28 protein-coding genes are annotated in these 26,357 nt (G+C 73.8%); 9 read left to right on the top strand and 19 right to left on the bottom strand.

Translation table 11 applies throughout. The annotated features are described in order from the left end of the window. Nucleotides 1-11: 11 nt before the first annotated feature. The 7 genes from ACIP5K_RS10270 to ACIP5K_RS10240 all read right to left on the bottom strand — a co-directional run bounded on the left by ACIP5K_RS10270 (nucleotide 12) and on the right by ACIP5K_RS10240 (nucleotide 6,692). On the bottom strand, nucleotides 12-686 hold the full coding sequence (locus ACIP5K_RS10270; protein WP_401407432.1) for a lysoplasmalogenase: 675 nt from the start codon (nucleotides 684-686) through the stop codon (nucleotides 12-14). Then, complete coding sequence (locus tag ACIP5K_RS10265; RefSeq protein ID WP_401407430.1) at nucleotides 683-1,609, bottom strand: sterol desaturase family protein; 927 nt, start codon at nucleotides 1,607-1,609, stop codon at nucleotides 683-685. Before ACIP5K_RS10265 ends, ACIP5K_RS10270 begins: the two co-directional genes overlap by 4 nt. A gap of 108 nt (nucleotides 1,610-1,717) precedes the next feature. Then, nucleotides 1,718-2,443: a VIT family protein gene (locus ACIP5K_RS10260; RefSeq protein WP_401407428.1), complete on the bottom strand. Its 726-nt coding sequence runs from the start codon at nucleotides 2,441-2,443 to the stop codon at nucleotides 1,718-1,720. Between the two features lie 25 nt (nucleotides 2,444-2,468). Continuing rightward, complete coding sequence (locus tag ACIP5K_RS10255; RefSeq protein ID WP_401407426.1) at nucleotides 2,469-3,704, bottom strand: amidohydrolase family protein; 1,236 nt, start codon at nucleotides 3,702-3,704, stop codon at nucleotides 2,469-2,471. Further along, nucleotides 3,701-4,990 carry an amidohydrolase family protein gene (locus ACIP5K_RS10250; protein WP_401407424.1) on the bottom strand — a complete coding sequence of 430 codons (1,290 nt, stop codon included), beginning with the start codon at nucleotides 4,988-4,990 and terminating at the stop codon, nucleotides 3,701-3,703. The genes ACIP5K_RS10255 and ACIP5K_RS10250 overlap by 4 nt, the downstream gene beginning before the upstream one ends. Nucleotides 4,991-5,008: 18 nt before the next feature. Continuing rightward, on the bottom strand, nucleotides 5,009-5,893 hold the full coding sequence (locus ACIP5K_RS10245) for an SDR family NAD(P)-dependent oxidoreductase (protein WP_401407422.1): 885 nt from the start codon (nucleotides 5,891-5,893) through the stop codon (nucleotides 5,009-5,011). A gap of 1 nt (nucleotide 5,894) precedes the next feature. After that, nucleotides 5,895-6,692, bottom strand: a complete 798-nt coding sequence (locus ACIP5K_RS10240) for an acetoacetate decarboxylase family protein (RefSeq protein WP_401407420.1) — start codon at nucleotides 6,690-6,692, stop codon at nucleotides 5,895-5,897. 121 nt (nucleotides 6,693-6,813) lie between these two features. Between ACIP5K_RS10240 and ACIP5K_RS10235 the strand changes: the two genes are divergently transcribed. The 6 genes from ACIP5K_RS10235 (at nucleotide 6,814) to ACIP5K_RS10210 (ending at nucleotide 12,645) form a co-directional block, all read left to right on the top strand. After that, nucleotides 6,814-7,446 carry a TetR/AcrR family transcriptional regulator gene (locus tag ACIP5K_RS10235; RefSeq protein WP_401407418.1) on the top strand — a complete coding sequence of 211 codons (633 nt, stop codon included), beginning with the start codon at nucleotides 6,814-6,816 and terminating at the stop codon, nucleotides 7,444-7,446. Nucleotides 7,447-7,536: 90 nt separating this feature from the next. After that, on the top strand, nucleotides 7,537-8,520 hold the full coding sequence (locus ACIP5K_RS10230) for a DEDDh family exonuclease (protein WP_401407416.1): 984 nt from the start codon (nucleotides 7,537-7,539) through the stop codon (nucleotides 8,518-8,520). A 171-nt stretch (nucleotides 8,521-8,691) separates the two neighbouring features. After that, nucleotides 8,692-8,925 (top strand): hypothetical protein, encoded by a 234-nt coding sequence (locus ACIP5K_RS10225; RefSeq protein ID WP_111667090.1) that lies wholly within the window; start codon nucleotides 8,692-8,694, stop codon nucleotides 8,923-8,925. A 76-nt stretch (nucleotides 8,926-9,001) separates the two neighbouring features. Beyond that, entirely contained in the window at nucleotides 9,002-9,799 is a 798-nt protein-coding gene (locus ACIP5K_RS10220; RefSeq protein WP_401407414.1) for an SURF1 family protein, read from the top strand. A 289-nt stretch (nucleotides 9,800-10,088) separates the two neighbouring features. Next, nucleotides 10,089-11,885 carry a glycoside hydrolase family 15 protein gene (locus ACIP5K_RS10215; protein WP_401407412.1) on the top strand — a complete coding sequence of 599 codons (1,797 nt, stop codon included), beginning with the start codon at nucleotides 10,089-10,091 and terminating at the stop codon, nucleotides 11,883-11,885. Nucleotides 11,886-11,889: 4 nt separating this feature from the next. Beyond that, on the top strand, nucleotides 11,890-12,645 hold the full coding sequence (locus ACIP5K_RS10210) for an SDR family oxidoreductase (protein WP_401407410.1): 756 nt from the start codon (nucleotides 11,890-11,892) through the stop codon (nucleotides 12,643-12,645). A gap of 151 nt (nucleotides 12,646-12,796) precedes the next feature. Here the strand turns inward: ACIP5K_RS10210 and amaP are convergent, their stop codons facing one another. The 5 genes from amaP to ACIP5K_RS10185 are packed head-to-tail and all read right to left on the bottom strand — an operon-like array spanning nucleotide 12,797 to nucleotide 15,090. Beyond that, a complete protein-coding gene (amaP, locus tag ACIP5K_RS10205; protein WP_401407408.1) occupies nucleotides 12,797-13,384 on the bottom strand; it encodes an alkaline shock response membrane anchor protein AmaP in 588 nt (195 codons plus the stop codon). Next, nucleotides 13,381-14,043, bottom strand: a complete 663-nt coding sequence (locus tag ACIP5K_RS10200) for a DUF6286 domain-containing protein (RefSeq protein WP_401407406.1) — start codon at nucleotides 14,041-14,043, stop codon at nucleotides 13,381-13,383. Before ACIP5K_RS10200 ends, amaP begins: the two co-directional genes overlap by 4 nt. Beyond that, nucleotides 14,040-14,375: a hypothetical protein gene (locus ACIP5K_RS10195; RefSeq protein WP_401407404.1), complete on the bottom strand. Its 336-nt coding sequence runs from the start codon at nucleotides 14,373-14,375 to the stop codon at nucleotides 14,040-14,042. Before ACIP5K_RS10195 ends, ACIP5K_RS10200 begins: the two co-directional genes overlap by 4 nt. Nucleotides 14,376-14,378: 3 nt before the next feature. Next, the gene (locus ACIP5K_RS10190) at nucleotides 14,379-14,564 is read right to left on the bottom strand and encodes a hypothetical protein (protein ID WP_338695133.1); all 186 of its coding nucleotides are present in this window, start codon (nucleotides 14,562-14,564) and stop codon (nucleotides 14,379-14,381) included. A 49-nt stretch (nucleotides 14,565-14,613) separates the two neighbouring features. Further along, nucleotides 14,614-15,090 (bottom strand): Asp23/Gls24 family envelope stress response protein, encoded by a 477-nt coding sequence (locus ACIP5K_RS10185; RefSeq protein ID WP_401407402.1) that lies wholly within the window; start codon nucleotides 15,088-15,090, stop codon nucleotides 14,614-14,616. Between the two features lie 111 nt (nucleotides 15,091-15,201). Here ACIP5K_RS10185 and ACIP5K_RS10180 point away from each other — a divergent pair, with 111 nt between their 5' ends. Then, nucleotides 15,202-15,927, top strand: a complete 726-nt coding sequence (locus ACIP5K_RS10180; RefSeq protein WP_401407400.1) for a nucleopolyhedrovirus P10 family protein — start codon at nucleotides 15,202-15,204, stop codon at nucleotides 15,925-15,927. 810 nt (nucleotides 15,928-16,737) lie between these two features. On the opposite strand, the gene ACIP5K_RS10175 is transcribed toward ACIP5K_RS10180, so the two are convergent. The 4 genes from ACIP5K_RS10175 to ACIP5K_RS10160 form a co-directional block, all read right to left on the bottom strand. After that, the gene (locus ACIP5K_RS10175; RefSeq protein ID WP_401407398.1) at nucleotides 16,738-17,529 is read right to left on the bottom strand and encodes an enoyl-CoA hydratase/isomerase family protein; all 792 of its coding nucleotides are present in this window, start codon (nucleotides 17,527-17,529) and stop codon (nucleotides 16,738-16,740) included. Between the two features lie 152 nt (nucleotides 17,530-17,681). After that, the gene (locus tag ACIP5K_RS10170; RefSeq protein ID WP_018533414.1) at nucleotides 17,682-17,903 is read right to left on the bottom strand and encodes a helix-turn-helix domain-containing protein; all 222 of its coding nucleotides are present in this window, start codon (nucleotides 17,901-17,903) and stop codon (nucleotides 17,682-17,684) included. A 386-nt stretch (nucleotides 17,904-18,289) separates the two neighbouring features. Then, the gene (locus ACIP5K_RS10165; protein WP_401407396.1) at nucleotides 18,290-19,888 is read right to left on the bottom strand and encodes an ABC-F family ATP-binding cassette domain-containing protein; all 1,599 of its coding nucleotides are present in this window, start codon (nucleotides 19,886-19,888) and stop codon (nucleotides 18,290-18,292) included. A 97-nt stretch (nucleotides 19,889-19,985) separates the two neighbouring features. Beyond that, entirely contained in the window at nucleotides 19,986-20,792 is an 807-nt protein-coding gene (locus tag ACIP5K_RS10160) for a hypothetical protein (RefSeq protein ID WP_401407394.1), read from the bottom strand. Between the two features lie 217 nt (nucleotides 20,793-21,009). On the opposite strand from ACIP5K_RS10160, the gene ACIP5K_RS10155 reads away from it, so the two are divergent. Continuing rightward, complete coding sequence (locus ACIP5K_RS10155; protein WP_401407392.1) at nucleotides 21,010-21,897, top strand: neutral zinc metallopeptidase; 888 nt, start codon at nucleotides 21,010-21,012, stop codon at nucleotides 21,895-21,897. A gap of 96 nt (nucleotides 21,898-21,993) precedes the next feature. On the opposite strand, the gene ACIP5K_RS10150 is transcribed toward ACIP5K_RS10155, so the two are convergent. From ACIP5K_RS10150 to ACIP5K_RS10140, 3 genes are all read right to left on the bottom strand, one after another. Beyond that, the gene (locus ACIP5K_RS10150) at nucleotides 21,994-23,379 is read right to left on the bottom strand and encodes a hypothetical protein (RefSeq protein ID WP_401407390.1); all 1,386 of its coding nucleotides are present in this window, start codon (nucleotides 23,377-23,379) and stop codon (nucleotides 21,994-21,996) included. A 113-nt stretch (nucleotides 23,380-23,492) separates the two neighbouring features. Then, nucleotides 23,493-24,620, bottom strand: coding sequence for an alpha/beta hydrolase (locus ACIP5K_RS10145; RefSeq protein ID WP_401407388.1), 1,128 nt, complete (start codon nucleotides 24,618-24,620; stop codon nucleotides 23,493-23,495). Nucleotides 24,621-24,811: 191 nt separating this feature from the next. Then, complete coding sequence (locus ACIP5K_RS10140) at nucleotides 24,812-25,477, bottom strand: class II aldolase/adducin family protein (RefSeq protein ID WP_401407386.1); 666 nt, start codon at nucleotides 25,475-25,477, stop codon at nucleotides 24,812-24,814. Between the two features lie 115 nt (nucleotides 25,478-25,592). Between ACIP5K_RS10140 and ACIP5K_RS10135 the strand changes: the two genes are divergently transcribed. Beyond that, nucleotides 25,593-26,339: a GH25 family lysozyme gene (locus ACIP5K_RS10135; RefSeq protein WP_401407384.1), complete on the top strand. Its 747-nt coding sequence runs from the start codon at nucleotides 25,593-25,595 to the stop codon at nucleotides 26,337-26,339. Nucleotides 26,340-26,357: the final 18 nt, after the last annotated feature.

Below are 26,357 nucleotides of genomic sequence, written 5' to 3'. Positions count from 1 at the left end.
CTTTGTGCAGGTCAGTGAGGGGTGCGCCGGGTTTCGACGCTCTCTTCACGGTACGCCGCACGGGGTGCGGGCCGCGCATCGAGCACCCCTCGGGCCAGCAGGAACTGCGCGACGACGTAGGTGAGCATGATCCAGAAGTCGGGGCGCGGCAGGGTCGGCCACTCGGCCAGCCCCATGGCGATGAGCGAGTCCGAGAGCAGGAACAGGGCGCCGCCGACGCCCGCCGCCGGGCCGAGCCGCGAGGCGCCGCAGGCCATGGCGGTCAGCAGCAGGCTGTAGGCGGCGACGGGTCCGCGCAGCCCGGCCGGCAGGTCGGGCCAGAGCGCGGCGACGGTGACGGCCAGGACGACGCCGTAGCCGGCCGCGAGCGCTCCGCCACGCGCGCGGGGCGTTCCGTACCGCTTGAAGAGCAGCAGGTAGCAGACGTGTCCGGCGGCGAAGCAGCCCATCCCGGCGAGGAAGGCGGCGTCCCGGTCGACCAGCAGCAGGACGTCGCCGCCCCACCCGAACAGCAGCGCGGCGCACAGCAGCCGGGGCCCGCCGCGGGCGACGACGTGGGCGAGGAGGGCGGGGACGAGCAGCGGCTTGAGGACGACGTGCGCGGTGTGCGCCCCGGCGAGCAGGGCGACGAGGTCGGCGGCGCACACCGTGAGGAACGCGGTGCGCAGGGGCCCGGACAGGGTCACGCGGCGCCCTCGGCGGCCTGCGGGGCGGGGACGGGCTCGGGCTGCGTCGGTGCCTGCGGCTGCGGCTGCGCGGCGGGCCGGTTGCCCGGCGCGGGCTGCCAGCCGGGGCCGCGGAACACCCGTCCCGCCCGTTCGCGCCAGCCGGTCGCCGCCTTCAGGTCCCGGGCGATCGCGGCGTATTCGTGGGTGGCCACGCGCAGCGGGTTGTGGGTGCTGATGTTCTTGGTGAGGCCGAACACGGGCCGCTCGACCTCCGCCGTCCAGGAGCCGAAGAGCCGGTCCCAGACGATGAGGATGCCGCCGAAGTTGCGGTCCAGGTAGCCGCCCTGGGAGGCGTGGTGGACGCGGTGGTGCGAGGGGGTGTTGAAGAGGAACTCGAAGGGGCGCCCCATCTTGTCGATGCGTTCGGTGTGGATCCAGAACTGGTAGACGAGGTTGACCGACGAGCAGAACGCGAGCGCCGCCGGATGGACGCCGCAGAGGACGAGCGGCAGGTAGAAGGGCCACGAGGTGACGCTGGTCCAGGGCTGGCGCAGCGCGGTCGTGAGGTTGAACCTGCGGCTGGAGTGGTGCACGACGTGGCACGCCCACAGGACGCGGACGACGTGGTGGCCGCGGTGCGACCAGTAGTAGAAGAAGTCCTGGGCGAGCAGCATCAGCGGGACCGTCCACCAGAGCACGGGCACGCGCAGCGGCGTCAGTTCGTACACCGCCGTGTAGATCGCGACGATCGGGATCTTCCACAGGAAGTCGAACACGAGGCTGCCGAGCCCCATGGTGACGCTGGTGGTGGCGTCCCTGGTGTCGTATCCGGCCTCGTCCTCGTCGGGATGGATCCGCACGCTCACGATCTCCACGATCGTGAGCAGCACGAAGGCGGGGATCGACCACAGCACGACATCGGGCAGGTTGGGCGTCGACATGCGTGCACCGTAGAAGCCCGGAGGAGGCTGCCGCTAGGGGTTGTTACCCACAAGTATCACCCCGGGTACGGCGGTTTTGTTGGTGATCTCCGCCAATCGCCGGGCCGCTCACACCCCCGCCGCGCCGAGCAGCGCCCCCGCCCCGTAGGTCACCGCCATCGCCAGCGCGCCCCCGCCCATGTTCCGCAGGATCGCCCGGCCCGGGGCCGCGTTGCCCGTGCGGGCGCTGCTGTAGCCGGTGAGGGCGAGCGCGCCGAGGACGGAGAGGACGGTGACGGGCAGCCGCCAGGCGGCGGGTGGGAGGACGATCGCGAGGAGGGGCAGCAGGGCGCCCACGGTGAACGCGAGGAAGCTGGCCCAGGCGGCGTGCCACGGGTTGGTGAGGTCGTCGGGGTCGATGCCGAGCTCCACGCGCGCGTGGGCGCGCAGCGCGTCGCGTTCGGTCAGCTGTTCGGCGGCCTCGCGGGCGACGTCACGGCTGAGTCCGCGCTCGGCCAACAGGTCCGTCAGCTCCTGGAGTTCGGCCTCCGGCTGCTCCCGCAGTTCGCGTTTCTCCAGGTCCAGCGCGGCTTTCTCGGAGTCGCGCTGGGTGGACACGGAGACGTACTCGCCGGCCGCCATGGACATCGAGCCGGCGAGCAGGCCGGCGAGCCCGGCCGTGAGCAGGGTGGAGCGGTCGTCGGTGGCGCCCGCGACGCCGACGACGAGGCCCGCGGTGGAGACCACGCCGTCGTTGGCGCCGAGGACGGCGGCGCGCAGCCAGTTGAGCCGCGAGCCGAGCGCGCCGCCGTGTGCTTCGTCGTGCGTGGATCCCCGCGGGGCTGATTCGGTCACCGGGTGAGCATGGCACTCCCGGCTCTCACCAGACCCGGACCGACGCTCCGGGCGCGAAGACCGGACTGGTGGCGTCGGCCGGTGGCGCCTTCAGCGGTTCGTCGATCTCGGCGACGGTGGGGCCCACGCGCGCGGCGATCGGGTCGAGGAGGGCGAGGTCGAAGCCGTAGACGCGGGCGGCGTTGCCGCCGACCATGGCGGCGATCTCGTCGCGCGGCAGTCCCGCGTACGCGATGCGCAGCCCTTCGCGCGTGTACGGGTACGTGCCCTCGTCGTGCGGGTAGTCGCTGCCCCACATGATCTTGTCGAGGCCGATGCGGTCGCGCAGCGGTACTTCGTGGGGGCGCATGAAACTGGCGCCCACGAAGCAGTTCTCGCGCCACACGGTGGAGGGGCCCTTGCCCATCGAATCGGCGAGCCCCGCGCCGAACTTGGACTCCGCGGTGTCCGCCTTCGTGGCGGCCCGCACGAGACGCGCGTGGTAGTAGTCCAGCATGTCGAGGACGCCGGGGATCCACCCGGAGCCCTGCTCGGTGAGGACGAGCCTGAGGTCGGGGTGCCGGCGGAAGGCGCCGCCGAAGACGAGGTGCCACAGGGCGCGGTGCGAGAACCAGGTGGTCTCGACCATGAACACCGCGCGGGCGGCGGGTTCGTCGCCGAGCGGCGGGGAGGCCGAGCCGGCGTGGTGGTTGACCGGCACGCCGAGTTCGGCGCAGACCCGCCACAGGGGGTCGTACGCCGCCGAGTACAGCTCGGGAAGCCCGGAGCCCGGCGGTGTGCCGGGCAGCAGCAGGCCGCCCCTGAGGCCCGCGTCCGCCGCCCAGCGGACCTCCTTCACGGCCTCCTCCACGTCGTTGAGGAGGATCTGGAAGACGCCCGCCCGGCGGCCGGGCGCGGCGGCGCAGAAGTCCGCGAGCCAGCGGTTGTGGGCGCGCAGGCCCGCCCAGCGCTGTTCGAACTCCTCGCGGGTGGGGGCGGGCGCCATGAGGGAGGCGGACGGGAAGAACGGCGGGATGGTGTTGGGGAAGACGACCTCGGCGACGATGCCGTCCCGCTCCAGCTCCTCGATCCGGCGCCCGGAGTTCCAGTTGCGGTCGGCGGTGTCGGCGAGCAGGTCCGCGTAGGGGTTGACGTAGCCGGCGGCCCAGGCGTCGAAGGCGTCGTGGTGCCGGGACTCCAGGTAGGGGCGGTAGTCGAGGAGGTCGGCGCCCGCGTGGCAGTCCGCCGAGATCACGGTGTAGTGGTCCGGGGGCGTGGTCACGGCCGCACCCCGATCGTGGGGAAGTCGTGGTCGGTCAGCCAGTGCCGGCCCACCTCGCGCGAGCGTGCCCAGGACGCCTCCACGGCGCTCTGGTCGGCGTCCTGGCCGAAGTCGGCCGGGGTCGGGCCGATGCGGCGGGCGAGCGGCGCCAGCTTCTCGGTGTCGAAGCCGAAGACCTCGGCGGCGGCCAGGCCGAGCATGCGCCGGGTCTCGGCGACGGGGATGTCGTGGAAGGTCTTGCGCAGCCACGCGCGCGTGTCGGGCCAGGTCCCCTCGGGGTGCGGGAAGTCGCTGCCCCACAGGATGTTGTCGACGCCGATCTCGTAGCGCTGGGCGAGTTCGCGGCGCTTGGTGTTGGTGGCGCAGATGAAGACCTGCCGGTCCAGGTACTCGTGCGGCGGGCGCTTCAGCTCGGCGAACGGTGAGAGCTTCTTGCCGCCGTGGGCGCCCAGGTAGAGGCGGTCCATGAACCAGAGCAGGTTGGGCAGCCACCAGCAGCCCGACTCCGCGATGCCGAACCTCAGGCCGGGGTGCCGCTCGAAGACGCCCGACCACAGCAGGAACCAGAGCGGGCGGGCGGGCCACCACGTCACCTCGCTCACATAGATGCCGAGGTGGTCGCCGTACTCGTGCCGGGGCGCGGCCCCCGAGTGCGTGACGACGGGCATCCCGCACTCGGCCGCCGCCGCCCACACGGGGTCGTAGCGGCTCGCGTGGTACGGGTCGTGGTCGACCCACATGGACGGGATCATCAGGGCGCCGAGCCCGGACTCCTTGGCCCGGTGCACCTCGGCGACGACCTTCCCGGGGTCGGCCGTGATGGGCAGCAGGGCGACGCCGCAGTGGCGTTCGGGGTGCTGTCCGACGAACTCGGCGAGCCACCGGTTGTGCGCCTGGGCGCCGGCCATGCCGAGCTCGGGGTCCTGGTCGCCGGAGAGGCCGAGCCCGACCCCGAAGGGCGCCGCCGTCCCGCTGTCGACGGCGTCCGCGTCGGGGAAGACGACCTCGGCGGCCACCCCGTCGCCGTCGAGTTCCTTGAGGCGCTGGGCGGCGTCCCAGCCGCCGCGCAGCCCCGCGGCGTTGTCGGCGAACCACTTCGCGGCGAACGCGTCGTTGCGGATGCCCAGCCGCGTCGCCTCCGCGCGGCGGGCGTCCCGCTGGCCGAGGAAGTCGTCGAAGGCGCGGTGGAAACGGCTGTCGAGGTAGGGCCGGTACTCCTCGGTGGGCAGTCCGGCGTGGCAGTCGGAGGAGATGATCAGATACGGGTCGTTCCGCTGAGCCGACATCACACGTCCCTCACGTTCTCAGTCGAGAATGAAGCTCTCCAGGTACGCCGGGTTCGCCCGGTCCAGCATCGAACGCGAGCGCGCCCGGATCTGCCGGTCGCTGTGCTCGCTCGCGGGCAGCAGCCAGAACCGGTCCGCCGCGATGCCCTCGGCGACGAGGTCGGCCACCTCCTCGACGGGCGTGAACGCGATCTCCTTGCCCGCCGCCCGCATCGCGGCCTCCCACTGGTCGAGGCTGCGGTACGGCGTTCTGCGCGGGCGCTCCTTGGCGAAGCGGTCGGGCCGGTTGCGGTGCGACTCCCACAGGCCGGTGCGCAGCATGTGGGGGCCGGGGAAGAGCACGGAGGCGCCCACGCGCGCGTGCTCGGCCCTCAGATGCGCGTACAGCGACTCGGTGAGGGTGACGACGGCGGCCTTCGTGACCGCGTAGACCGAGGCCGTCGGCAGCGGGGCGATGCCGCCGTCGCCGGAGGAGGTGTTGACGACGTGGCCGGGTCCGCCGCCCGCGAGCATCCGGGGCAGGAACGCCTGGATGCCGTGGAAGACCCCCCACACGTTGACGTCGAACGCCCACTTCCAGTCGTTGGGTTCGTGCTCCCACATGCGGCCCTCGGCGCCGGAGCCGACGCCCGCGTTGTTGCAGAGCACGTGGCAGGCGCCGAAGGTGGCGTACGTGTCCTCGGCCAGGGCGACGACCTGCTCGCGCTCGCCGACGTCGACCACGCGCGCGTGGACGCGTGCGCCGTCGGCCCGGAGTGCGTCGGCCGCCGCCTCCAGGGCCCCCTTCTCGACGTCGGCGAGCACCACCTTCAGGCCGTCCGCCGCGAACCGCCGCGCCATGGCGAGGCCGATGCCGCTCGCCGCGCCCGTGACGACGGCGACCTGTCCTTCGCGCAGCTCCATGTCACACGCTCCCCTCGGGCGGGCCGTCGAGGATCTGCCCGGGGTCGTCGTAGCGCTGGTGGATGTACGGGAGCAGGGCCTGGGCGCTGACCCGTTCGACGACCCTGCCCCGCTGGTCGGTGGTCTTCTCGCCGATGGTGATCTCGACCAGGGCGCGCACGGGGAGGTCGGCCACGGGGTCGTACATGGACTCGCGCAGGACGACGTCGCCGGTGATCCGCTCCAGCTTCCTGACCTTCTCGTTGCGCCGGCAGTGCACGAGCACCGGGTCGGCGTCGAAGCCCTCGCCGTCCACGGCCGGCAGGAACTTGAAGTAGAAGTCCGTCTTGCGGGTGGGCTCCGGCACCGGCAGGGGGCCGCTGACCGCGCCGCGCACCTCGACGAACGCGATGCCGTGCCGGGCGAGCGCGGCCCGTACCACCAGGCCCTCGCGCTCCACGGTGACCTCGCCGAGCTTCTTGGGTTCGCCGAAGACCTCGCGGCCGCCGATGAGGGCCCGCTCATGGGTCATCGGCATGACGAGCGGATACCAGCCGCGCACTCCCCCGTGCTCGGCGGCGACGGCGACCGAGCCGGCGCCCAGCGGGTAGCCCGGCAGATCGACCTTGCTGACGGTGGCCCGCACCAGGGGCCGCTCGGTGGGCTTGAGCGGCGGCGGCAGGACCGCGGCCACGGCGTCCGGATCGGACTCCCACACGGCGACCACGCCGGTGGACCAGATGTCGGGGAGCTTGCTGCTCGCGGTGCGCGCGGCGGCGATCTCCGCCTCGGTGCGCGCTCCGTACCGTACGCGTGCCATGTCGTACCGCCCTTCGTCCGTGACGTGTCGGGGGTCGTGCGCTCGGCGCCTGTAACACAGTTACACCGGCGGCGATGAAGGGTAAAGACACGTGCACGGACGGAAGTCGAGGGGGCCAGGGATGGCACGCGCGCCGCTCACCCGGGACGAGGTCCTGTCCGTCGCGGGCGACCTCGTGAAGCAGCACGGACCCGAGGCGCTGTCCATGCGCAAGCTGGCCGCCGAGCTCGGCACGGCCGTCACGTCGATCTACTGGCACGTCGGCAATCGCGAGTCGCTGCTCGACGCCCTGGTGCGGCGGACCGTCGCCGACCTCGGCGACATCCGGCCGCGCGGGCGGGATCCGCGGGAGCGGGTCGTGTCCATCGCGCGCACCTTGCGCCGCCAGCTGCGCGCCCGTCCCCACCTGGTGGCGATGGTGCACGAGCGCGGGCTGACCGAGCACATGTTCCTGCCGGTGCAGCGGGCCCTCGTGCACGAGGTGCACGCGGCGGGGCTGCGCGGGGCGGCCGCGGCCGAGGCCGTGCGGGCGGTGCTCTTCCAGGTCGTCGGGCACGTCCTGGTGGAGCGCAACAGGGAGCGTGCGCCGGTGCAGCGGCCCGGCGAGGAGGAGCTGTGGGCGGGGGCGCAGGCGCCCGCCGCCGAGGACGACCGGGCGCTCGCCCGGGCCCTCGCCGCCCCCGTGGACACCGAGCGGCTGTTCGACACGTCGGTCCGCGCCCTGGTGAAGTCGCTGCTCGGTCCGGCCACTTGAGCCGGGTCCGGGAGCGGCGGGTTCCCGGGAGGCGCGCGAGGGGGACGGCGGCGACCGGAGTGTCAGTGAGGGCCCGTATCCTCAGGGACCATGCTCGAAGACCGCCCGACCGCAGCGTCCGCAGCCCCCTGGCCGGCCGCGTATCCGCAGGGATACGCGGTCGTCGACGTGGAGACCACCGGCCTCTCCAGGGACGACCGGATAATCTCGGCCGCCGTCTACCGCCTGGACGCCCGCGGCGAGGTCGAGGACCACTGGTACACCCTGGTCAACCCGGAGCGGGACCCGGGCCCGGTCTGGATCCACGGCCTCACGAACGACGTGCTGGCGGGGGCGCCGCTCTTCCCGGACATCGCCGAGGAGTTCGCCGCGCGGCTGGAGGGCCGCGTCCTGGTCGCGCACAACGCGGTGTTCGACTGGTCGATGATCTCGCGCGAGTACGCGCGGGCGCGGAGCGCGGCGCCGGTGCGGCAGCGGCTGTGCACCATCGCGCTGTCCAAGGAGCTCGGGCTGCCGCTGCCCAACCACAAGCTGGAGTCGCTGGCCGCGCACTTCGGGGTCGTCCAGGAGCGCGCGCACCACGCGCTGGACGACGCGCGGGTGCTCGCCGAGGCGTTCCGCCCGAGCCTGACGGCGGCCGCCACGCGGAACATGCGGCTGCCGCTCCTGGAGTGCCGGCCCCTCACCGAGTGGGCCGAGCAGTCCGTGCCGCGGCAGCAGTCCGCGTACCGCGGGAGCGGCGCCGGGGCCGGCTGGCGCCCCTCGCGCAAGCGGCCGGCGTGCCCGTACCCGAACCCGGGTCGCTACGAGTCGGGCAGACCGCTCAAGCAGGGCATGCGGGTCGCGTTCTCCGGGGACACCTCGGTCGACCGGGAGCTCCTGGAGGACCGCGCGGTCGAGGCGGGGCTGCACGTGGCGACGAGCCTGTCGCGGCTGACCAGCCTGCTGGTGACGAACGACCCGGACTCGTACACGTCGAAGTCCGTGAAGGCGAAGCAGTTCGGGACGCCGGTCGTGGACGAGGCAGCGTTCGGCCAGCTCCTCCAGGACGTGGCCGACGCGGACGGGGCGTAGCGACCGCGGCGCAGCGACCGCGGCGCCCGACCCGTCCCGCCCGAAGCAGGCGCCCGCCCGGGAAGCAATCGTCCGTAAATAAGGGGAGATGACGGACAGACGGGTGATTTGCGGAGCGACTCGCCCCGCGTCCGCTCGCCCACCGGGGCCCGCACCCGCACCCTGTGGCGCATGGCACGTTGCGAGGTCTGCGGAAACGACTACGGCATGTCCTTCGAGGTGCACGCGCAGGGCGCGGTGCACGTCTTCGACTGTTTCTCCTGCGCCATCCACCGCATGGCGCCGATCTGCGAGCACTGCCGCTCGCGGATCATCGGGCAGGGCGTCGAGGTCGAGGGCCACTGGTACTGCGGGGCGCACTGCGCCCGCTCCGAGGGGCGGGTGGGCATCGTCGACAAGGTCTGACCCCCGCCGCACCCCGCCGCCCGGGCGGGGCGCACCCCCCTGAGAACACCCCATGGCCGAGCGGTACCGTCATGGGGTGTACCGCTTCCTGTTGACTCGGCAGTGGGTGATCCTCACGCTGGTCGCCCTCGTCCTCATCCCCACGATGATCCGGCTGGGCATCTGGCAGATGCACCGCCACGACGAGCGCGCCGCCCGCAACCAGCTGGTCACCGACGCGCTGAAGGCGAAGCCGGTCCCCGTCGAGGACCTGGCGTCCGTCGGGCACACCGTCACCAGCAAGGAGCGCTACCGCACGGTCACGGCCACCGGCCGCTTCGACACCGACGACGAGGTCGTCGTGCGCCGCCGGGTCAACTCCAACGACGAGGTCGGCTACCACGTCCTGACCCCGTTCGTCCTGAAGGACGGCAAGATCCTGCTGGTGAACCGGGGCTGGGTCCCCGACAGCGGCAGCCAGACCACCTTCCCGAAGATTCCCGCCCCGCCGGCCGGCGAGACCACCCTCCAGGGCCGGCTGATGCCCGACGAGACGACCGCGGCCAGCGGCATCAAGAACCTGCGGGGCCTGCCCGACCGGCAGGTCATGCTGATCAACAGCGCGCAGGAGGCGAAGCGCCTCGGCGGCGGCACCCGGGTCCTCGGCGGATACATCGCGCAGACCGCACCCGACCCCGGGGGCGACGTCCCGGAGCAGCTCGGCCAGCCGGGCAAGGAGGACGCCGCTCTGAACCTCGCCTACGCGTACCAGTGGTGGCTGTTCGCCGCCGCGGTGCCCGTGGGCTGGGTGGTGCTGCTGCGCCGGGAGCTGCGTGACCGGCGCCGCAAGGAGGACGACGAGGCCGTCGACGAGGTGGCCCCGGCCGCCGTCTAGGGCGTGTCCGGCCGATCAGGTCGTAGTCGGGTGCCCGCGTATTTCTGTGCTAGTGAGCGGGGCCCGGTGCGTCGGGATGCAAGGCGGAGGAGGGCGTCGACGCGGAGCGTCGGCAACCGACGACAACGCCGCAGGTCGGCGTGCCGGAGCCCGCGCCCGCGACAAGATCCGCCGGACAGGCCCTAGCCGGGCCGCGCACTCGGCCGCCCGGCCGAGGCCGCTCGCGCGTCCCGGTCGTGTGTGACCCTCCGGGCAGTTCCCCCGGCCCCGGACGGGGCAGGCGCAACCCATGCATCGATCCATCGAGGACTACGCGCTCGTCGGCGACGAACAGACCGCCGCCCTGATCTCCCGGGGCGGTTCCGTCGACTGGCTGTGTCTGCCGCGCTTCGACTCGCCCGCCTGTTTCTCCGCACTGCTCGGCGACGAGGAGAACGGCCACTGGCGGATCGCCCCGAAGGACGCCGACGGGGACTGCACGCGCCGCTCCTACCGGTCCGACTCCCTCGTGCTCGACACCGAGTGGGACACCGAAGAGGGCAGCATCCGGGTCACCGACTTCATGCCGCAGCGCGACCAGGCGCCCGACCTGATCCGCATCGTCGAGGGGCTCAGCGGCCGGGTCACCGTGCACAGCGCGCTGCGCCTGCGCTTCGACTACGGCTCCATCGTGCCGTGGATGCGCCGCGTCGACGGACACCGGGTGGCCGTGGCCGGGCCCGACTCCGCGTGGCTGCGCAGCGAGCCCGAGGTGCACAGCTGGGGCGAGGACTTCGCCACGCACGCCGAGTTCACGGTGGCGGAGGGCGAGCGGGTCGCCTTCGTCCTGACCTGGCACCCCTCGCACGAGGAGCGGCCCGCGCTCGTCGACCCGTACGAGTCGCTGCGGCACAGCCTGGAGGACTGGCGGGCCTGGGCCGACCGGTGCAGCTACGACGGGCCGCACCGGGACGCCGTGCTGCGCTCCCTGCTGACGCTCAAGGCCCTGACGTACGCGCCGACCGGCGGCATCGTGGCCGCGCCCACCACCTCGCTGCCGGAGGAGATCGGCGGCGTACGGAACTGGGACTACCGCTACTGCTGGCTGCGCGACTCCACCCTCGCCCTCGGCGCGCTGCTGTCCGCGGGCTACCAGGAGGAGGCCCTGGCCTGGCGCGACTGGCTGCTGCGGGCCGCCGCGGGCAACCCCGCCGACCTCCAGATCATGTACGGGCTCTCCGGCGAGCGGCGGCTGCCCGAGCAGGAGCTGCACTGGCTGGACGGCTTCCGCGCCTCCCGTCCCGTACGGACCGGGAACGAGGCCGTGCAGCAGTTGCAGCTCGACGTGTACGGCGAGGTGGTCGACTCGCTGGCGCTGGCCCGCCGGTCGGGCCTGGAGGCCGGGCCGCACGCCTGGCAGCTGCAACTGGCGCTGCTCGACTTCCTCCAGGACGCGTGGTCCGAGCCCGACGAGGGACTGTGGGAGGTGCGCGGGCGGCGCCGCCACTTCGTCCACTCGAAGGTGATGACGTGGGTCGCCGTGGACCGCACCGTACGGTCCATGGAGGAGGACCCGCAGCTGCCGGGCGACCTCGACCGGCTGCGCAAACTGCGCGACACCATCCACCGCGATGTGTGCGAGCGCGGCTACGACACCGAGCGGGGCACGTTCACCCAGTCCTACGGCTCGCGGGAGCTCGACGCGGCGCTGCTGCTCCTGCCCCGCGTCGGGTTCCTGCCGGCCGACGACCCGCGGATCGTCGGCACGGTTGACGCGGTACGGGCCGAGCTGACGCGGGACGGCCTGCTGCGCCGGTACAACACGGACGGGGCGGAGGTCGACGGCCTGCCCGGCGACGAGGGCGCCTTCCTCGTCTGCTCGTTCTGGCTGGCCGACGCGCTGCACCTGACGGGCCGGACGGAGGAGGCCCGGGAGCTGTTCGAACGGCTGATGGAGCTGCGCAACGACGTGGGGCTGCTCGCCGAGGAGTACGACCCCGTGGCCGGCTGCCAGCTGGGCAACTTCCCGCAGGCGTTCAGCCACATCGGACTCGTGGGCACCGCGCTCACCCTGTTCGCGCCGGAGCCGGACGGCGAGGCAGGATAGTTCCATGGATCTTGGACTGAAGGACCGTGTCTACGTAGTCACCGGCGCGACCCGCGGCCTCGGCAACGCCGCCGCGCGCCAGCTCGTCGGCGACGGCGCGAAGGTGGTCATCACCGGGCGCGACGCGCAGAAGGTCGAGGACGCCGCCGCCGAGCTGGGTCCGAACGCGCACGGGGTCGCCGTCGACAACGCAGACCCGGCCGTCGCCGAACAGGTGATCGGCGCCGCCCGCGAGCGGTTCGGCGCGTTCGACGGCATTCTCGTCAGCGTGGGCGGGCCCGCGCCGGGGTTCGTCGCCGACAACACGGACGAGCAGTGGGAGTCGGCGTTCGCGTCGGTGTTCATGGGCGCGGTGCGGCTCGCCCGGGCGGCGGCGGCCGAGCTGAGTGACGGCGGCGTCATCGGGTTCGTGCTCTCCGGTTCGGTGCACGAGCCGATCCCGGGGCTGACCATCTCCAACGGGCTGCGGCCGGGCCTCGCCGGGTTCGCCAAGTCGCTCGCCGACGAGCTGGGGCCGCGCGGCATCCGGGTGGTGGGGCTGCTGCCGTCCCGTATCGACACCGACCGGGTGCGGGAGCTGGACGGGAACTCGGCGGACCCGGTGGCGACCCGCACCGCCAACGAGTCGCGGATCCCGCTGCGCCGGTACGGCACGCCGGAGGAGTTCGGCCGGGCCGCCGCGTTCTTCCTGTCGCCGGCCGCGTCGTACCTGACCGGGGTCATGCTGCCGGTCGACGGCGGGTTCCGGCACGGGTTCTGAGCCGGGGAGCCGATCCGGCACCGGCACGGGTTCTGAGTCGAGGACCCGTGCCGGTACTGGTACGGGTCCTCGAAGCCGATGCGGCACCGGCACCGGATCTGGGTCGATCCGGTGCCGGTGCCGTGCGGGTCGGGCGTGCTGTGCGGCCGGGTCAGTTCACCCGCTCCGCGCGGTGCTTGACCGCGCGCAGGCGGACCTCCGCCGGGAGGGACGCCAGGCCCGCCGAGTCCCTGGCCCGGGCCAGGGCGTCGTCGCCGAGGCGGTCCAGGGTCGCGCCGGGCGACGCGTGCGGGGCGAGGGTGAGACCCACCCTGGCCTGCGGGGCGGAGCGCCGGCCGGTCAGCACGGCGCCGGCCCGCTCCACGCCGTCCAGCGCCTCGGCGCCGCTCACCAGCACGCTCTCCAGGGCGCGGCCGCGCAGCAGCGCGCCCTCGCCGTCGCCCGTGTCGACCAGGACCTCGGAGAGCCTGCGGCGCCGGAGCTGGGCGACCAGCCACCACAGCGCGAGCAGCACGACCACGGCGAGCGCGGCGATCACCACCGGCCACCACCAGCCGTCGGCGCGCCAGCGCTGACGGTCGGCGACGCTCAGCAGCACGTCGTCCTTGCCGTCGTGGATCCACCAGGACGGCGGCTTCACCCCGAGCCCCACGGCGAGCACCGAGCCGCCGCCGAGGACGAGGAGCAGGCCGAGCAGGCCGAGCACGATCCGGTTCACGGTCCTGAGCACGCCGGTCATCCCTTCCGTCCGGGCCGGGCCACGTGCACCGAGAGGCGGGGCGCGGAACCGAGCCCGAGGCCGGTGATGCCGTCGCCCAGCGCGGTGTCCAGGTCGGCCCGTACGTCGTCGAGTTCGCGGAAGTGCGAGACCGCCCGCACATCCGCCTTGGACCGCTTCATCCGTACGCGTACGGACTGCACGCCCGGCACCTCCATGGCCCGGTCGCGCAGCACCATGGCGGCGGCGTCCCGGTGCAGGCCCGCGCGGACGTCGGGGTGGGTGCGGCGCATCGGCAGGACCGCGCGCAGCCCGGGCGTCACCGCGAGGACGATCAGCCACAGGCCGAGGGCGGCGGCGACACCGGCGCCGATCAGCACGGCGGTGTCGTCGAGCGGACGGGTGGCGAGGTCGTCGGCGAGCGTGCGGCGCCACTGCATGGCGTCGCGCCCGGCCCGGACCGCGGCGATGTCGTAGAGCAGCAGGCCGACGCCGCCGAGCAGCACCAGGGCGGCGAGCGCGGCCGGGATGCGGCGGGCCGACCAGAAGCGGCCCGCCTTCGCCTCGCCCTCCAGGGTGGGGCGCGGCTCGTAGGCGGACGCGGAGGCCGACTGGTCGAGGCCGTCGGGGGTCCCGGGGCCCTGCTCGACCACCGGCACGCGCTGGGTGGGCTCGCTCATCGGATCCTCCCCCGCTCGCTGTCCGCCGCGTGCAGCCGCTCCACGAGGACGGCCACCTCCGGCACTTCCATGCCCGCCAACGTCCTTACCCGCTCGGCCACTTGGCGACGCACGGCGCCGCACTGGGCGCCGATGTCGGCCGGGAAGCCGAGCTCCAGACTGATGCGTACGCGCGCGGCGCCCTGGTGCACCGCGACCGCGGCGTGCGGGGGCGCGCCGTCCTCGGGGATCGTGTCCAGGGCCTCACGCGCCGCGTGCGCGGCGATCTTCGCGACGACCCGGTCGGCGATCCGGGTCGCGCCGCGCTCGGCCGGCGCGACCTGTGTCGCCACCGGTCACCGCCGCCGGTCGCCGCGCGAGCGGAAGAACTCGCCGGGTTCCAGGTCCCCTTCGAGGAACCGGCCCGCGACGAAGCCGATGGCGCCGAGCGCCGCCACCAGCAGGAAGGCCCCGAAGCCACCGAAGTATCCGGCGAACCCGAGAGCCATGCCGGCGATCATGCCGATCACGGCCAGATTCATCGTGTGCTCCTTCTTTCGGGCCTGCTGCCCAGCCCGCTACGTGATCTCGTCACTGGAGTCGTGACTCCGGCTCTTCGTCTTCCTCGTCCGGCAGCTTCACGTCGCTGACGGCGATGTTCACCTCGACGACCTCAAGGCCTGTCATCCGCTCGACGGCCGTGATCACGTTCTCCCGCACCGCGCGGGCGGTGTCGGCGATCGACACGCCGTACTCGACGACGATCTCCAGGTCGAGCGCGGTCTGCACCTCGCCGACCTCGGCCTTGACCCCGCGCGAGACGGACTTGTCACCGCCGCCGGGCACCCGGTCGCGGACGGCGCCGAAGGTGCGCGAGAGGCCGCTGCCCATCGCGTGGACGCCGAGGACGTCACGCGCGGCGAGTCCGGCGATCTTCTCGACGACGCCGTCGGCGATGGTGGTGCGGCCCCGGCCCGCGGGGTCGCCACCGCCCTTCTTGGTCACGTTGGTCCGGCCTGTGGGCGCGCCCGTCGGCGTGTCGCCGGGCTTCTGTGAGGTGTCGCTCATCGGGGGTGTCCCCTCTTGTGAGGTGCGGTCTCCCTGCGGGAACCTGCTTTCTTTTGCCCACACTAAGTGCGGTTACCCGAGCCCGCGCCCGGGATGAGGCAGCCTGGGTGGATGACGGCAGACCGATGGGCACAGGCAGTAAGGCAACAGCTCGGATTCGGCAGATTGCTGCCGTTGGGCGGACCGGGTGACGGCGCGTGGATCACCGAGGGGGCGGCGGCGCAGGCGCTGCGCCGGGCCGTGGCCGGGGTGCGCGGGGTGCGCCTTGGGTCGGTGCGGCTCGCCCTGGCCGATCCGGACGACTCCGCCGCGTCGGTGGTGCCCGCTCCGCCGAGCGCGCTCCCGCCGGGGCCGCTGCGGATCGTCGCGGAGTGCTCGGCGACGGCGGAGGAGCCGTTGCCCCGGGCCGCGGCGCGGCTGCGGGAGGCGCTCGCGCAGTCGGCGCGGGACGGGCTCGGGCTGGTGGTGGCCGAGGTGGACCTCCAGGTGACGGCGCTCCTGGACACCGATCCGGCGGCGGCCGACGAGCCGGGCCCCGCGGGCGCCCCGGCCGAGAGGTCCGTCCCCGACGACGACGAGGGGCGCGCGGCGCGGGCGGCGCAGGGGGTCGCCGGGGTGGTCCGGCTGACGGGCGCCCTGGGCGGCCTGGGCCGGGCGGTCCACATCGAGGAGACGCAGGCACCGGCGACGCTGCCGCACCGGCACGTCCGGGTGGAACTGGCGGTGGCGTCGTCGCACCGCGCCCTGGACGTGGCCCGCGGGGTCCGGACGGCGGTCTCCGCCGCCCTCCAGGACGGGCCGACCGTGGCGGTCCTGATCACCGAGGTGACGGCCTGAGCGGTGCGGGCCGGTGCGAGGGTGAGGTGGGCAGACCCGGCGCGTCGTTCGTCCGGCCCGCGGGTGGATCGGCTCGGCGAACCGGTCGGGGCCGCGCCGGCGCGGGCGGATCGCCTTCCGGGTCCGCCGGACCCCGGCCGGGTCGGGGGTCGGCCAGGGAGAACGGGCGAACAGGCTCACGGCGCGCGCGGACCGGGTTTCCGGCTCCGCCGATCGGCCCGGCCAGGTGCATCGGCCGGACGGGTGGATCGACGGGCCGATAAGCCTCGCCGAGCGGTTGAGCGGTCCGACCCGCCGACCGGGTGGGCCAGCGGGTCGGCCGACCGGGGCGGCCGGATCGGGCTGCCCCGGTCCGCCGAACAGCGGGGCTGCCCGGCGGGTGAAGCGGAACCGGTCGGACGGACGGATCGACGGGCCGACGAGTCTCGCCTACCAGGTCGGCCAGCCGGATCGGCCGTATCGGACTGCCCCGACCGCCCACGCAGAGCCCGCCGGACCGCCCAGCAGATGGAGCGGACCCGGCCGGACGGACGGATCGACGGACCAACGAGTCTCGCCGACCGGATCGGCCAGCCCGATCGGTCGCATAGGCCGCATCGGACTGCCCCGACCGCCCACGCAGAGCCCGCCGGACCGCCCAGCAGATGGAGCGGACCCGGCCGGACGGACGGATCGACGGGCCAACGAGTCTCGCCGGTCAGGTGGGCGGTCCGGCCGACCGGATGGGCCGGCCGCACAGGGCCCGCCGGGCCGCCCGGCGGATGGAGGGGAACCGGCCGGACGGGTAGAGGGGGGCCGGCCGGAGGGGGGTCAGTCGCCGAGGCCCGCCAGGTCGCGCAGGCGGCGGCCCTGGGCCTCCCGTTCGGCGGTGCGCTGGTCGTCGAGGGTGCGGCGGGACGCGCCCTGGAGGAGGGCCTTGGTCTCGATCACGGCGTCGCGCGGCGCGGCCAGCAGCGCGCCGACCAGGTCGGAGGCGGCCGCGTCCAGCTGTTCGGCGGGGACGGCGACATTGGCCAGACCGCTGGCGACGGCCTCGTCGGCGTGCACGTAGCGCCCGGTGACGCAGATCTCCAGGGCGCGCGCGTATCCGACGAGCGAGACGAGCGGGTGCGTGCCGGTCAGGTCCGGGACGAGGCCGAGGCTGGTCTCGCGCATGGAGAACTGCACGTCGTCGGCGACGACGCGCAGGTCACAGGAGAGGGCGAGCTGGAAACCCGCGCCGATCGCGTGCCCCTGGACCGCGGCGACGGACAGGATGTCGCTGCGCCGCAGCCAGGTGAAGGCGCTCTGGTATTCGGCGATCGTCGAGTCGAGCAGATCGTCGCCACCGCGCGCCAGGTCGATGAAGGACGGCTCGCCGTCGAAACCCTCGGGCGTGAACGCCTGACGGTCGAGACCGGCGGAGAAGGACTTGCCCTCGCCGCGCACCACGACGACGCGCACGGAGCCCGGCAGTGACCGCCCGGCCTCGGTCAACGCCCGCCACAGAGCGGGAGACTGAGCGTTGCGCTTGTCCGGGTTGGTCAGGGTCACCGTGGCGATGGCATCGTCGACGGTGAGCCGGACCCCGTCCTTGTCGAGCAGGGGTGCGAGCGTTGCCATCTGGGCCTCCGAGTCTGCGCAGTCGTGTCCACAGGACGACGTGGACGACCTAAGTGACTGCACAGTAACCACTCGGCCGATCGGGGAACCGACCGGGTGGTCACCACGGGAGCCGTGCGGCCCGCCGCCAGGGGACGGACGGGCCGGCCGCGTCAGCTTGCAGCGGCCTTCTTGCCTCGCGTAGCCCCGCCGCGACCCCGCAGCGTGACCCCGGACTCGCTGAGCATCCGGTGGACGAAGCCATACGAGCGGCCGGTCTCTTCGGCCAGCGCCCGAATGCTCGCACCGGAGTCGTACTTCTTCTTCAGGTCTGCCGCGAGCTTGTCGCGCGCGGCGCCGGTCACCCGGCTGCCCTTCTTCAGAGTCTCGGCCACCCGTGCCTCCTCATGGGAAGTGCGCTCTGGATTTCCCATGATCACCCCTAGTGGGCTTCCTGGCCACCCATTCGGCAAGGTCCGTAGACCAGGAATTCCGCTGAGGAAGGCGATCCACACGAGTGGAATTCCTGGTTCCGGAGGCTTTTCCCACCCTCCGGAACCCCCCGCCCCAAAAAACCGGCAGGTCAGCGACTGCCCAGGCGCCCCAAGGGCTTCAGCCCCGATGAGCGGGCGAAATGCGTGTAGGACACACCACGGTACGAGGCGGTCTCACCCAGATGAAGGATCACCACTCGGCCGAATGATCCATACCGAGTGGATCAGTTATTCGATCAAGCAGTGCTGACGCCGTCACGCCCCCCTGCCGAGCGGCCCGCCACCGGTCAGGCGAGGGCGACGAGATCCGCGTAGGTCTGGCCCCACAGGTCCTCGACCCCGTCCGGGAGCAGGATGATCCGCTCCGGCTGGAGTGCCTCGACGGCGCCCTCGTCGTGGGTGACCAGAACGACCGCGCCCTTGTACGTGCGCAGCGCCCCGAGGATCTCCTCGCGGCTGGCGGGGTCTAGGTTGTTCGTGGGCTCGTCGAGGAGCAGCACGTTCGCCGAGGAGACCACCAGGGTCGCGAGGGCGAGGCGGGTCTTCTCGCCGCCGGAGAGCACGCCGGCCGGCTTGTCGACGTCGTCGCCGGAGAACAGGAACGAGCCGAGCACCTTGCGGACCTCGACCAGGTCGAGGTCGGGCGCCGACGAGCGCATGTTCTCCAGGACGGTGCGCTCGGGGTCGAGCGTCTCGTGCTCCTGGGCGTAGTAGCCGAGCTTGAGGCCGTGGCCCTCGACGACCTCGCCGGTGTCGGGCTTCTCGGTGCCCGCGAGGAGCCGCAGCAACGTGGTCTTGCCCGCGCCGTTCAGTCCGAGGATGACGACGCGCGAGCCCTTGTCGATGGCCAGGTCGACGTCGGTGAAGATCTCCAGCGAGCCGTACGACTTCGACAGGCCCTCGGCCATCAGCGGCGTCTTGCCGCAGGACGCGGGGTCGGGGAAGCGCAGCTTGGCGACCTTGTCGCTCTGGCGCACCGCCTCGAGACCGGCGAGCAGCTTGTCGGCGCGGCGGGCCATGTTCTGCGCGGCGACCGTCTTGGTGGCCTTGGCGCGCATCTTGTCCGCCTGCGCGTTCAGGGACGCGGCCTTCTTCTCGGCGTTCTGGCGCTCGCGCTTGCGACGCTTCTCGTCGGCCTCGCGCTGCTGCTGGTAGAGCTTCCAGCCCATGTTGTAGACGTCGATCTGGGAGCGGTTGGCGTCCAGGTAGAAGACCTTGTTGACGACCGTCTCGACCAGGTCGACGTCGTGGGAGATCACGATGAATCCGCCGCTGTACGTCTTCAGGTAGTCGCGCAGCCAGACGATCGAGTCCGCGTCCAGGTGGTTCGTGGGCTCGTCGAGAAGGAGGGTGTCCGCGTCGGAGAAGAGGATGCGGGCCAGCTCGATGCGGCGCCGCTGACCGCCGGAGAGGGTGTGCAGCGGCTGGCCGAGCACCCGGTCCGGGAGGTTGAGCGCGGCGGCGATGGTGGCGGCCTCGGCCTCGGCGGCGTACCCGCCCTTGGTGAGGAACTCGGTCTCCTGGCGCTCGTACTGCTTGAGGGCCTTGGTCTGGGTGGCGCCCGTGCCGTTGGCGATGCGCTGCTCGTTCTCTCGCATCTTGCGCATCAGGGTGTCGAGCCCGCGCGCGGACAGGATGCGGTCCCGCGCGAGCACGTCGAGGTCGCCGGTGCGCGGGTCCTGCGGCAGGTAGCCGACCTCACCGGAGCGGGTGATGGTGCCGCCGGCCGGGACGCCCTCACCGGCCAGGCACTTGGTGAGGGTGGTCTTGCCCGCGCCGTTGCGCCCGACGAGGCCGATGCGGTCGCCCTTGGCGACACGGAAGTTGGCGTTCTCGATGAGGATGCGGGCGCCGGCGCGCAGTTCGATACCGGATGCGGTGATCACGGGTGGGTCTCCAGGGCGGGAAGAACGGCTGATTGACGGGGCGGGGGCCGGTCTGTACCGCTAATGCACCCAGAGAAGAAACGTCATACGACCCAGCTTACCGGTGGGATGCAAGGGCTTTACCCACCTGCCCCGGGCGGCGCCCCGGCCGCTCCCCCGGCAGCTCGTTGCCCAGGGGGGTGCGGTGCGGGGCGATCCGGCCCAGGCCGTCGACGGCGACGAGCTGTTCGGTCCAGTCCGGGTCGGACCCGGCGCAGGGCTGGGCGATCAGCAGCGCGGGCCCGCGCCGGGCGGCGGTGGCCGGGGCGAACGCGCAGCCCGCGCGCGCGGGCAGCACCCAGCGCAGGTCGCCGTCCGCGGTGCGGTAGCCGGCGATGCGCCGGGGGGTGACGACGGCGAGCATCCGGCCCGCCGGGTCGAGCGCCCGCAGGACCCCGGCGCCGCCGTGCGCGCCCGGGGTGCGCAGCCAGGGCGCCGCGTCCGGGGTCGCGCGGTGCCAGCGCACGGCGGCCGCGCTGCGGCGCTCGGTGTCGGTGACCAGGCCGTCGCTCCACAGGGCGAAGGCGTGCCCGGCGGCGGGCAGCACGGCGAGCGCCCGGCGTCCCGCGCGCGCGTGGCGCCAGCGGGTGCCGTCGGCGTCGTACGCCTCGACGGCGCCGCCGCTGGTGCGCAGGGCGGGCGCGCCGGAGCGGGCCGCCGCGCGCGTGAGGTGGTCGCCGAAGGGGTGCGGGCGGACGCCCTGGGCGGCGCCGATCAGCGGGAGCGCGAGGAGGGTGGCGAGCACGGGGAGCAGGAGGGCGGCGCGGGGCCTGCGGAACGGCCGCCTCGGTCGGCCGGCGGGGTGGGCGGGGGCCGGCCGCGCGGTGTCCTGCCCCGCCGTCACGTCGAGCGGCAGCACCGCCATCGCGCACCCCCCTCGTTCCGCACCACGGCAGCCCTCACCACGGGCCACGGATCAGGCGCAGAGCGTAGCCGGGGCGGCGGGCGGCGGGGCCGGGGGACGGCGCCGACACGGCGGGCGCGGGCGGGCGCGTCCCCCGTTCGGCCGCCGGATCAGGGCCCGGCATGACGCCAGGCAACAGGATGAACAGGGTGGGATCCGGCGAGAGGGCGGTACGAGCATGCAGTTCGACGACGACGCCAACCTGGACACGTCCGAGGTCCAGGACCAGCGCAGCAGCAGGGTGCCGGGCGGGCGGGCGACGATCGGCGGCGGTCTGGCCGGTCTGCTGGCCCTGGTGCTCGGGCTGTTCTTCGGCACGGACCAGTTCGGTCTGTCCTCGGACGGCGGCGGCACGCCCGCCACGTCCGTGTCGAGCGCGGCGCAGGTGCAGCAGCAGTGCCGCACGGGGTCGGACGCGAACAGCAAGGACGACTGCCGGATCGTGGCGGTGGTGAACAGCGTGCAGGATTTCTGGCGGCAGGAGTTCGCGCGCCGCGACGCCCGCTACAGCGGCGCCGCCACGGTCTTCTTCACCAACCGGGTGAGCACCGCGTGCGGGGCGGCGACGTCGGCGGTGGGGCCCTTCTACTGCCCCGGCGACCGCAAGGTCTATCTCGACCTGGGCTTCTTCGACGAGCTGCGCACGAAGTTCGGTTCGAGCGGCGGGCCGTTCGCGCAGGCGTACGTCGTGGCGCACGAGTACGGGCACCACGTGCAGAACCTGATGGGCACCCTGTCGCGCTCGCAGGACGGTCGCACCGGCCAGAACAGCAACGCCGTCAAGGTGGAGCTCCAGGCCGACTGCTACGCGGGCGTGTGGGCCCGCAACGCGACGCGCACGCCCGACGAGTCGACCGGGCGCCCGCTGATCACCCGCCTGACCGACGCCGACATCCGGGACGGCCTGGACGCGGCCGCCGCGGTCGGCGACGACCGGATCCAGGAGCGCTACCAGGGCCGGGTGACCCCCGAGTCCTGGACGCACGGGTCGGCCCAGCAGCGCCAGCAGTGGTTCTACCAGGGCTACACGACCGGCGACATGGGCCGGTGCAACACCTTCGGCTAGAGCCTCGGGCGGACCAGGTCGCGGCCGGGCGGCCCGCGCCCTTCTGTGCCGGACCCCGCGCCCGCGACGGGATCCGCCGGACCGGACCCGGGGCCGTCAGGCCCCGCCGGTGTGGACCTGGAAGGCCGCGCGGCGCACGGCCTTGGCGAGCGCCGGGTCGGGGTGGGCGGCGGCGAGGGCGACCAGGACCTGCACGGTGCGGGGGTGGCCGACGGCGCGGACCTCCGCGATCAGCGCGGGCACGGTCGGCTGCACGGCCGACTCCAAGTGGCGCACGAGGAGCGGGGCTTCACCGTGGTCGGCGACGGCCGCGGCGGTGTCGACCCACAGCCAGGTCGCCTCCTCGCGGGTGAGGACCGTGTGCACGTCCTCGGGGTCGGCGCCCTCCGCCTCGGCGAGCCACAGCAGGGCGTAGGGGCGCAGGCCCGGCTCGTCGGCGGCGCGCCGCACCTCGGGCTCCGCGGGGCCGCCGACGACGCGCAGCGCCTCGAAGGCGAGGCCGCGCAGCAGGGCGTCCTCGCCGCGGGCCGCCTCGATCAGCTCGATGACGGCGGTGCCGACGTCGCGGGCGGCGAGCCAGGCGCGGTACTCGGCGCGCGCCGCGTTGGGCCGCAGGCGGGCGCAGCCGCGCAGCATGTCCTCGGCGCTGACCTCGATGTTGCCCGCCGGGGACTGGGCGGCGACGCAGATCTGCTCCAGTTTGACCCAGACCGCCCAGCTGCCGAGCGGGGTGAGGGTGGCCTGTCCGTCGGTGTAGGTGAGCGCGCCGACGGAGGCGAGGCCGTGCAGGGACCAGTCGAGCAGGGGTCTGAGCGGGGTGTCCTCGGGCGGGGTCGGCTCGGGCTGCGGTCCGAAGGGGATCTCGCAGCGCTCCGTGCGCAGTTCGACGACCCGCTGGTCGAGGAGGTCGAGGAGCTGGGCCGCGGCGACGGGTCCGGCCATCAGCTGGAGGAAGGACAGCAACTGGGGAACGGCCTCGACGACTTCGGCGACGGCGGCGGGCTCCAGGGCGTCCGGCGCCGGGTGGACCAGCGACCAGGCGTCGAACAGGGCGACCCAGCCGCGCAGCACGGCGGTGTCGTCGCGGTCCCAGGCGCGCAGCCGCCAGCCGGGGCGGGCGCTGTCGCCGTGCACCTCGACGAGGCCGGCGAGGCGGGCGGTGTCCCAGTCGGCGCGGACCTGTTCCACGCTCAGGCCGAGGTCGTCGGCGGCGCGGCGCGCGGTGGCGTCGGCGAGGGTGCCCTTGCCGTCCCCGGCGGCGGTGTGGTTGCCGGGGCTGAGCGTGGCGTCCGCCCAGCGCGCGACGCGGACGGCGGCGGCCAGTCCCTCGCGCGCGGTGCGGGCGAGTTCGGCGGGGGGCGGGGTGCCCTCCGGGGGGCGCGGAGCGGGGCGGGCCGCTCGGCGCGGGGCAGCGGGGGCCAGCGGCTGGCGGCGAGGGCGGACTAGTCGGAGCCTGGAGTCGCGCGGGGTACGGGACGTCACTGGAGCAGTCTCCCGGGTGACCCCGTGAATTCCCAAACGCGGCCCTGTGTTCGGCGCTCGCTGCGGGGTGCGGAACCGGCGCGGGGCCCCGGCGGGGGGCCCCGCACCGGCGCTCACATCAGCGGGGTCAGGAAGCGCCGCAGGGTCTCCTCGTACGCCGCCGGGTCCGCGTTCCACATGGCGTTGTGCGGGGCCTCGTCCACCGTGTGCAGGGAGACCAGGTCGGGGCGGGCGGCGGCCAGCCGCCGGGAGAGGTCCCAGGGGGCGACCTCGTCGTCGGGGCCGTGCAGGACCAGTGTGGGGACCTTGAGCAGCCGCGGGTCGGCGGCCTCCGCGAGCCGGTCACCGGCCAGGCCGGTGCGCCCCTGGGCGGCGCGCACCGCGAGCGGCAGCAGGACGCCGGGGGTGCGGCGGGCGGCGGCCAGGGCCCGCAGGGTGGTCTCCCAGGACAGCACCGGGCTGTCCAGGACCAGTCCGGCGATGCGGTCGCGCAGCGCGGAGTGGGCGGCGGCGTGCAGGGCCATCGCGGCGCCGGTGGAGAAGCCCATGACGACGATGCGGCGGGCGCCGTAGCGCACGGCGTAGCGCAGGGCCGCGTCCAGGTCGCGCCACTCGGACTCGCCGAGGTGGCCGAGGCCGTCCGGGGAGCGGGGCGCGCCGAGGTCGCCGCGGTAGGCGACGTCGAGGACCGGGAAGCGGTGGTGGTGCAGGAACTCCATGAGGTTCATGGGGTGTTCGCGGGTGGTGCCGAGGCCGTGCGCCGTGACGATCCAGGTGTCGCGGGCGCCGGGGACGAACCAGGCGGGCAGCGGGCCGAGTTCGCCCGGGATGTCGACGTCGGCGTGGTCGAGGCCGAGCGCGGACTTGGGGTCGCCGATGTGCACCTGGGGGGTGAGCCAGGCCTTGGCGCCGGGTTCGAGGGTGCCGTGGGTGACCCGCTCCAGGCGGCGCACGACGGTGTCCGCGGCGTGCGGCGCCGCGGTGACGACCGGCCCGACGACGGCGTGGAAGCCGTCGCCCGCGAGTCCGTAGGTGCCGGGGTACTGGGAGACCAGGTCCCGGGACAGGGTGATGTGTCCGGCCGCGATGGCGTGGACGGTGAGCCGTGGCTCGGTGGGCAGGGGGCGTCCCGCGGGCGCTTTGAGCGCGGCGTTGCTGGCCAGGCGGCCGGCGGCGATGGCGGCGGCCGAGGCCCCGAGGACGGCGGTGACGGCAGCGGCCGTCGCTTTGGCGGTGCGCACCCGTCCAGTGTCGGGGCCCGGGCGCGCCCGGGCCAGCGGGACGGCCGATGCGGGTGACGGGCGTGCCGGGCGGGGCGGAAAGAGCGTTCGGGTTCTTCTCACCGGGCCTCCTCGCTTCGCTGGGGTTCCCTACGAGTGCTCAGCGGCGCGCGTCGTACGCATCCCGGACGGCGCGGGGGTGCCCGGCGCGGTCAGCGCGGCGGGGCCTGCTGCCCGTATCCGGCGAGCCGGTCGGCCGCGTCGGCGAGCTGGGCGTCGCTCAGCAGGGAGGGGCGCAGGCCGGGGACGGAGTGGGCGGTGAGCCAGAGGCGGCACATCCATTCCAGCTGGGCGGTGCGGTCGTAGGCCTGGGCGAGGGAGTCGCCGTAGGTGACGGTGCCGTGGTTCTGGAGCAGGCACGCGGTGCGCCCGGCCAGCGCGGTGAGCATGTTCGCGGCGAGTTCCTCGGTGCCGTAGGTCGCGTAGGGGGCGACGCGGACGGTGCCGCCGAGGGCGGCGGTCATGTAGTGGACGGGCGGGAGTTCGGGGACGAGCGTGGAGACGGCCGTGGCGTGCACCGCGTGGGTGTGGACGACGGCCCGCGCGGGGGTGTTCCGGTAGAGCGCGAGGTGCAGGGGCAGCTCGCTGGTGGGGGTGAGGGTCCCGGCGCGGCGGGTGCCGTCGAGGCCGACGGCGACGAGGTCGTCCGGGCCGAGCCGGTCGTAGGGGACGCCGCTGGGGGTGACGAGGATGTCCGCGTCGTCGCCGTCCCCGACGCGGACCGAGACGTTGCCGGAGGTGCCGACGACCAGTCCGTCGCGGACCGTCCTGGCGGCCGTCGCCACCAGCTCTTCCCAGATCTGTCCGTGATCCGTCATGGCGGCATCCTGCCAGCCGCGCGGACCCCCGGCGGGATGCGGAAGGGGATGGTCCGCAACCCCTACCCTGGGCGCACGATCGATCACCGAGCGTCATCGGAATGCGGGGAAAGACATGGTTCGTGGCACCACGCCGTCGTCCGGCCGTCGGGCGCGGCTGCGGGCGGCGGCCTCCGTCGCCGCGCTGGCCCTGGGGGCCTCGCTCCTGGCGGCACTGCCGGCCCGGGCGGTGGAGAGGCCGAAGGGGCACGACGTGTCGTCGCACCAGCGGAACGTCGACTGGCCGAAGACGAAGAGCGCCGGGGCACAGTTCACTTACGTGAAGGCGACCGAGTCCACGACCTACACCAACCCCTATTTCGCGCAGCAGTACGGCGGGGCCGCCGACGCCGGTCTGCTGCGGGGCGCCTACCACTTCGCGATCCCCAGCAAGTCCTCAGGCGCGGCCCAGGCGGCGTTCTTCGTGCGCAACGGCGGGACCTGGCGGGGGGACGGCCGGACGCTGCCGCCCGCCCTCGACATCGAGTACAACCCGTACGGGGCCGACAAGTGCTACGGCATGAGCGCGAGCAAACTGGTGGCGTGGATCTCGGCGTTCAGCGACGAGCTGCTGCGGCTCACCGGCCGCCGCCCGGTGCTCTACACGACGTACAACTGGTGGAAGACCTGCACGGGCGACAGCCGGGTCTTCGCCGCCGATCACGCGCTGTGGCTCGCGCACTTCGGCGCCGGCGCGGGCGCGCTGCCCGGCGGCTGGTCGTACTGGACGTTCTGGCAGTACGCCGACAGCGGCGGGCTGCCGGGTGACCAGGATCTCTTCAACGGGTCCGCGGCCCAGCTGAAGAGCTTCGCGCGGGGCTAGCCGACGGCGGGGCCGACG

This window comes from Streptomyces sp. NPDC088785, from assembly GCF_044750685.1.
Lineage (GTDB): Bacteria > Actinomycetota > Actinomycetes > Streptomycetales > Streptomycetaceae > Streptomyces.
Note: the sequence above shows the minus strand (reverse complement) of the source record. Positions and strands in the feature narration are given on the sequence as shown.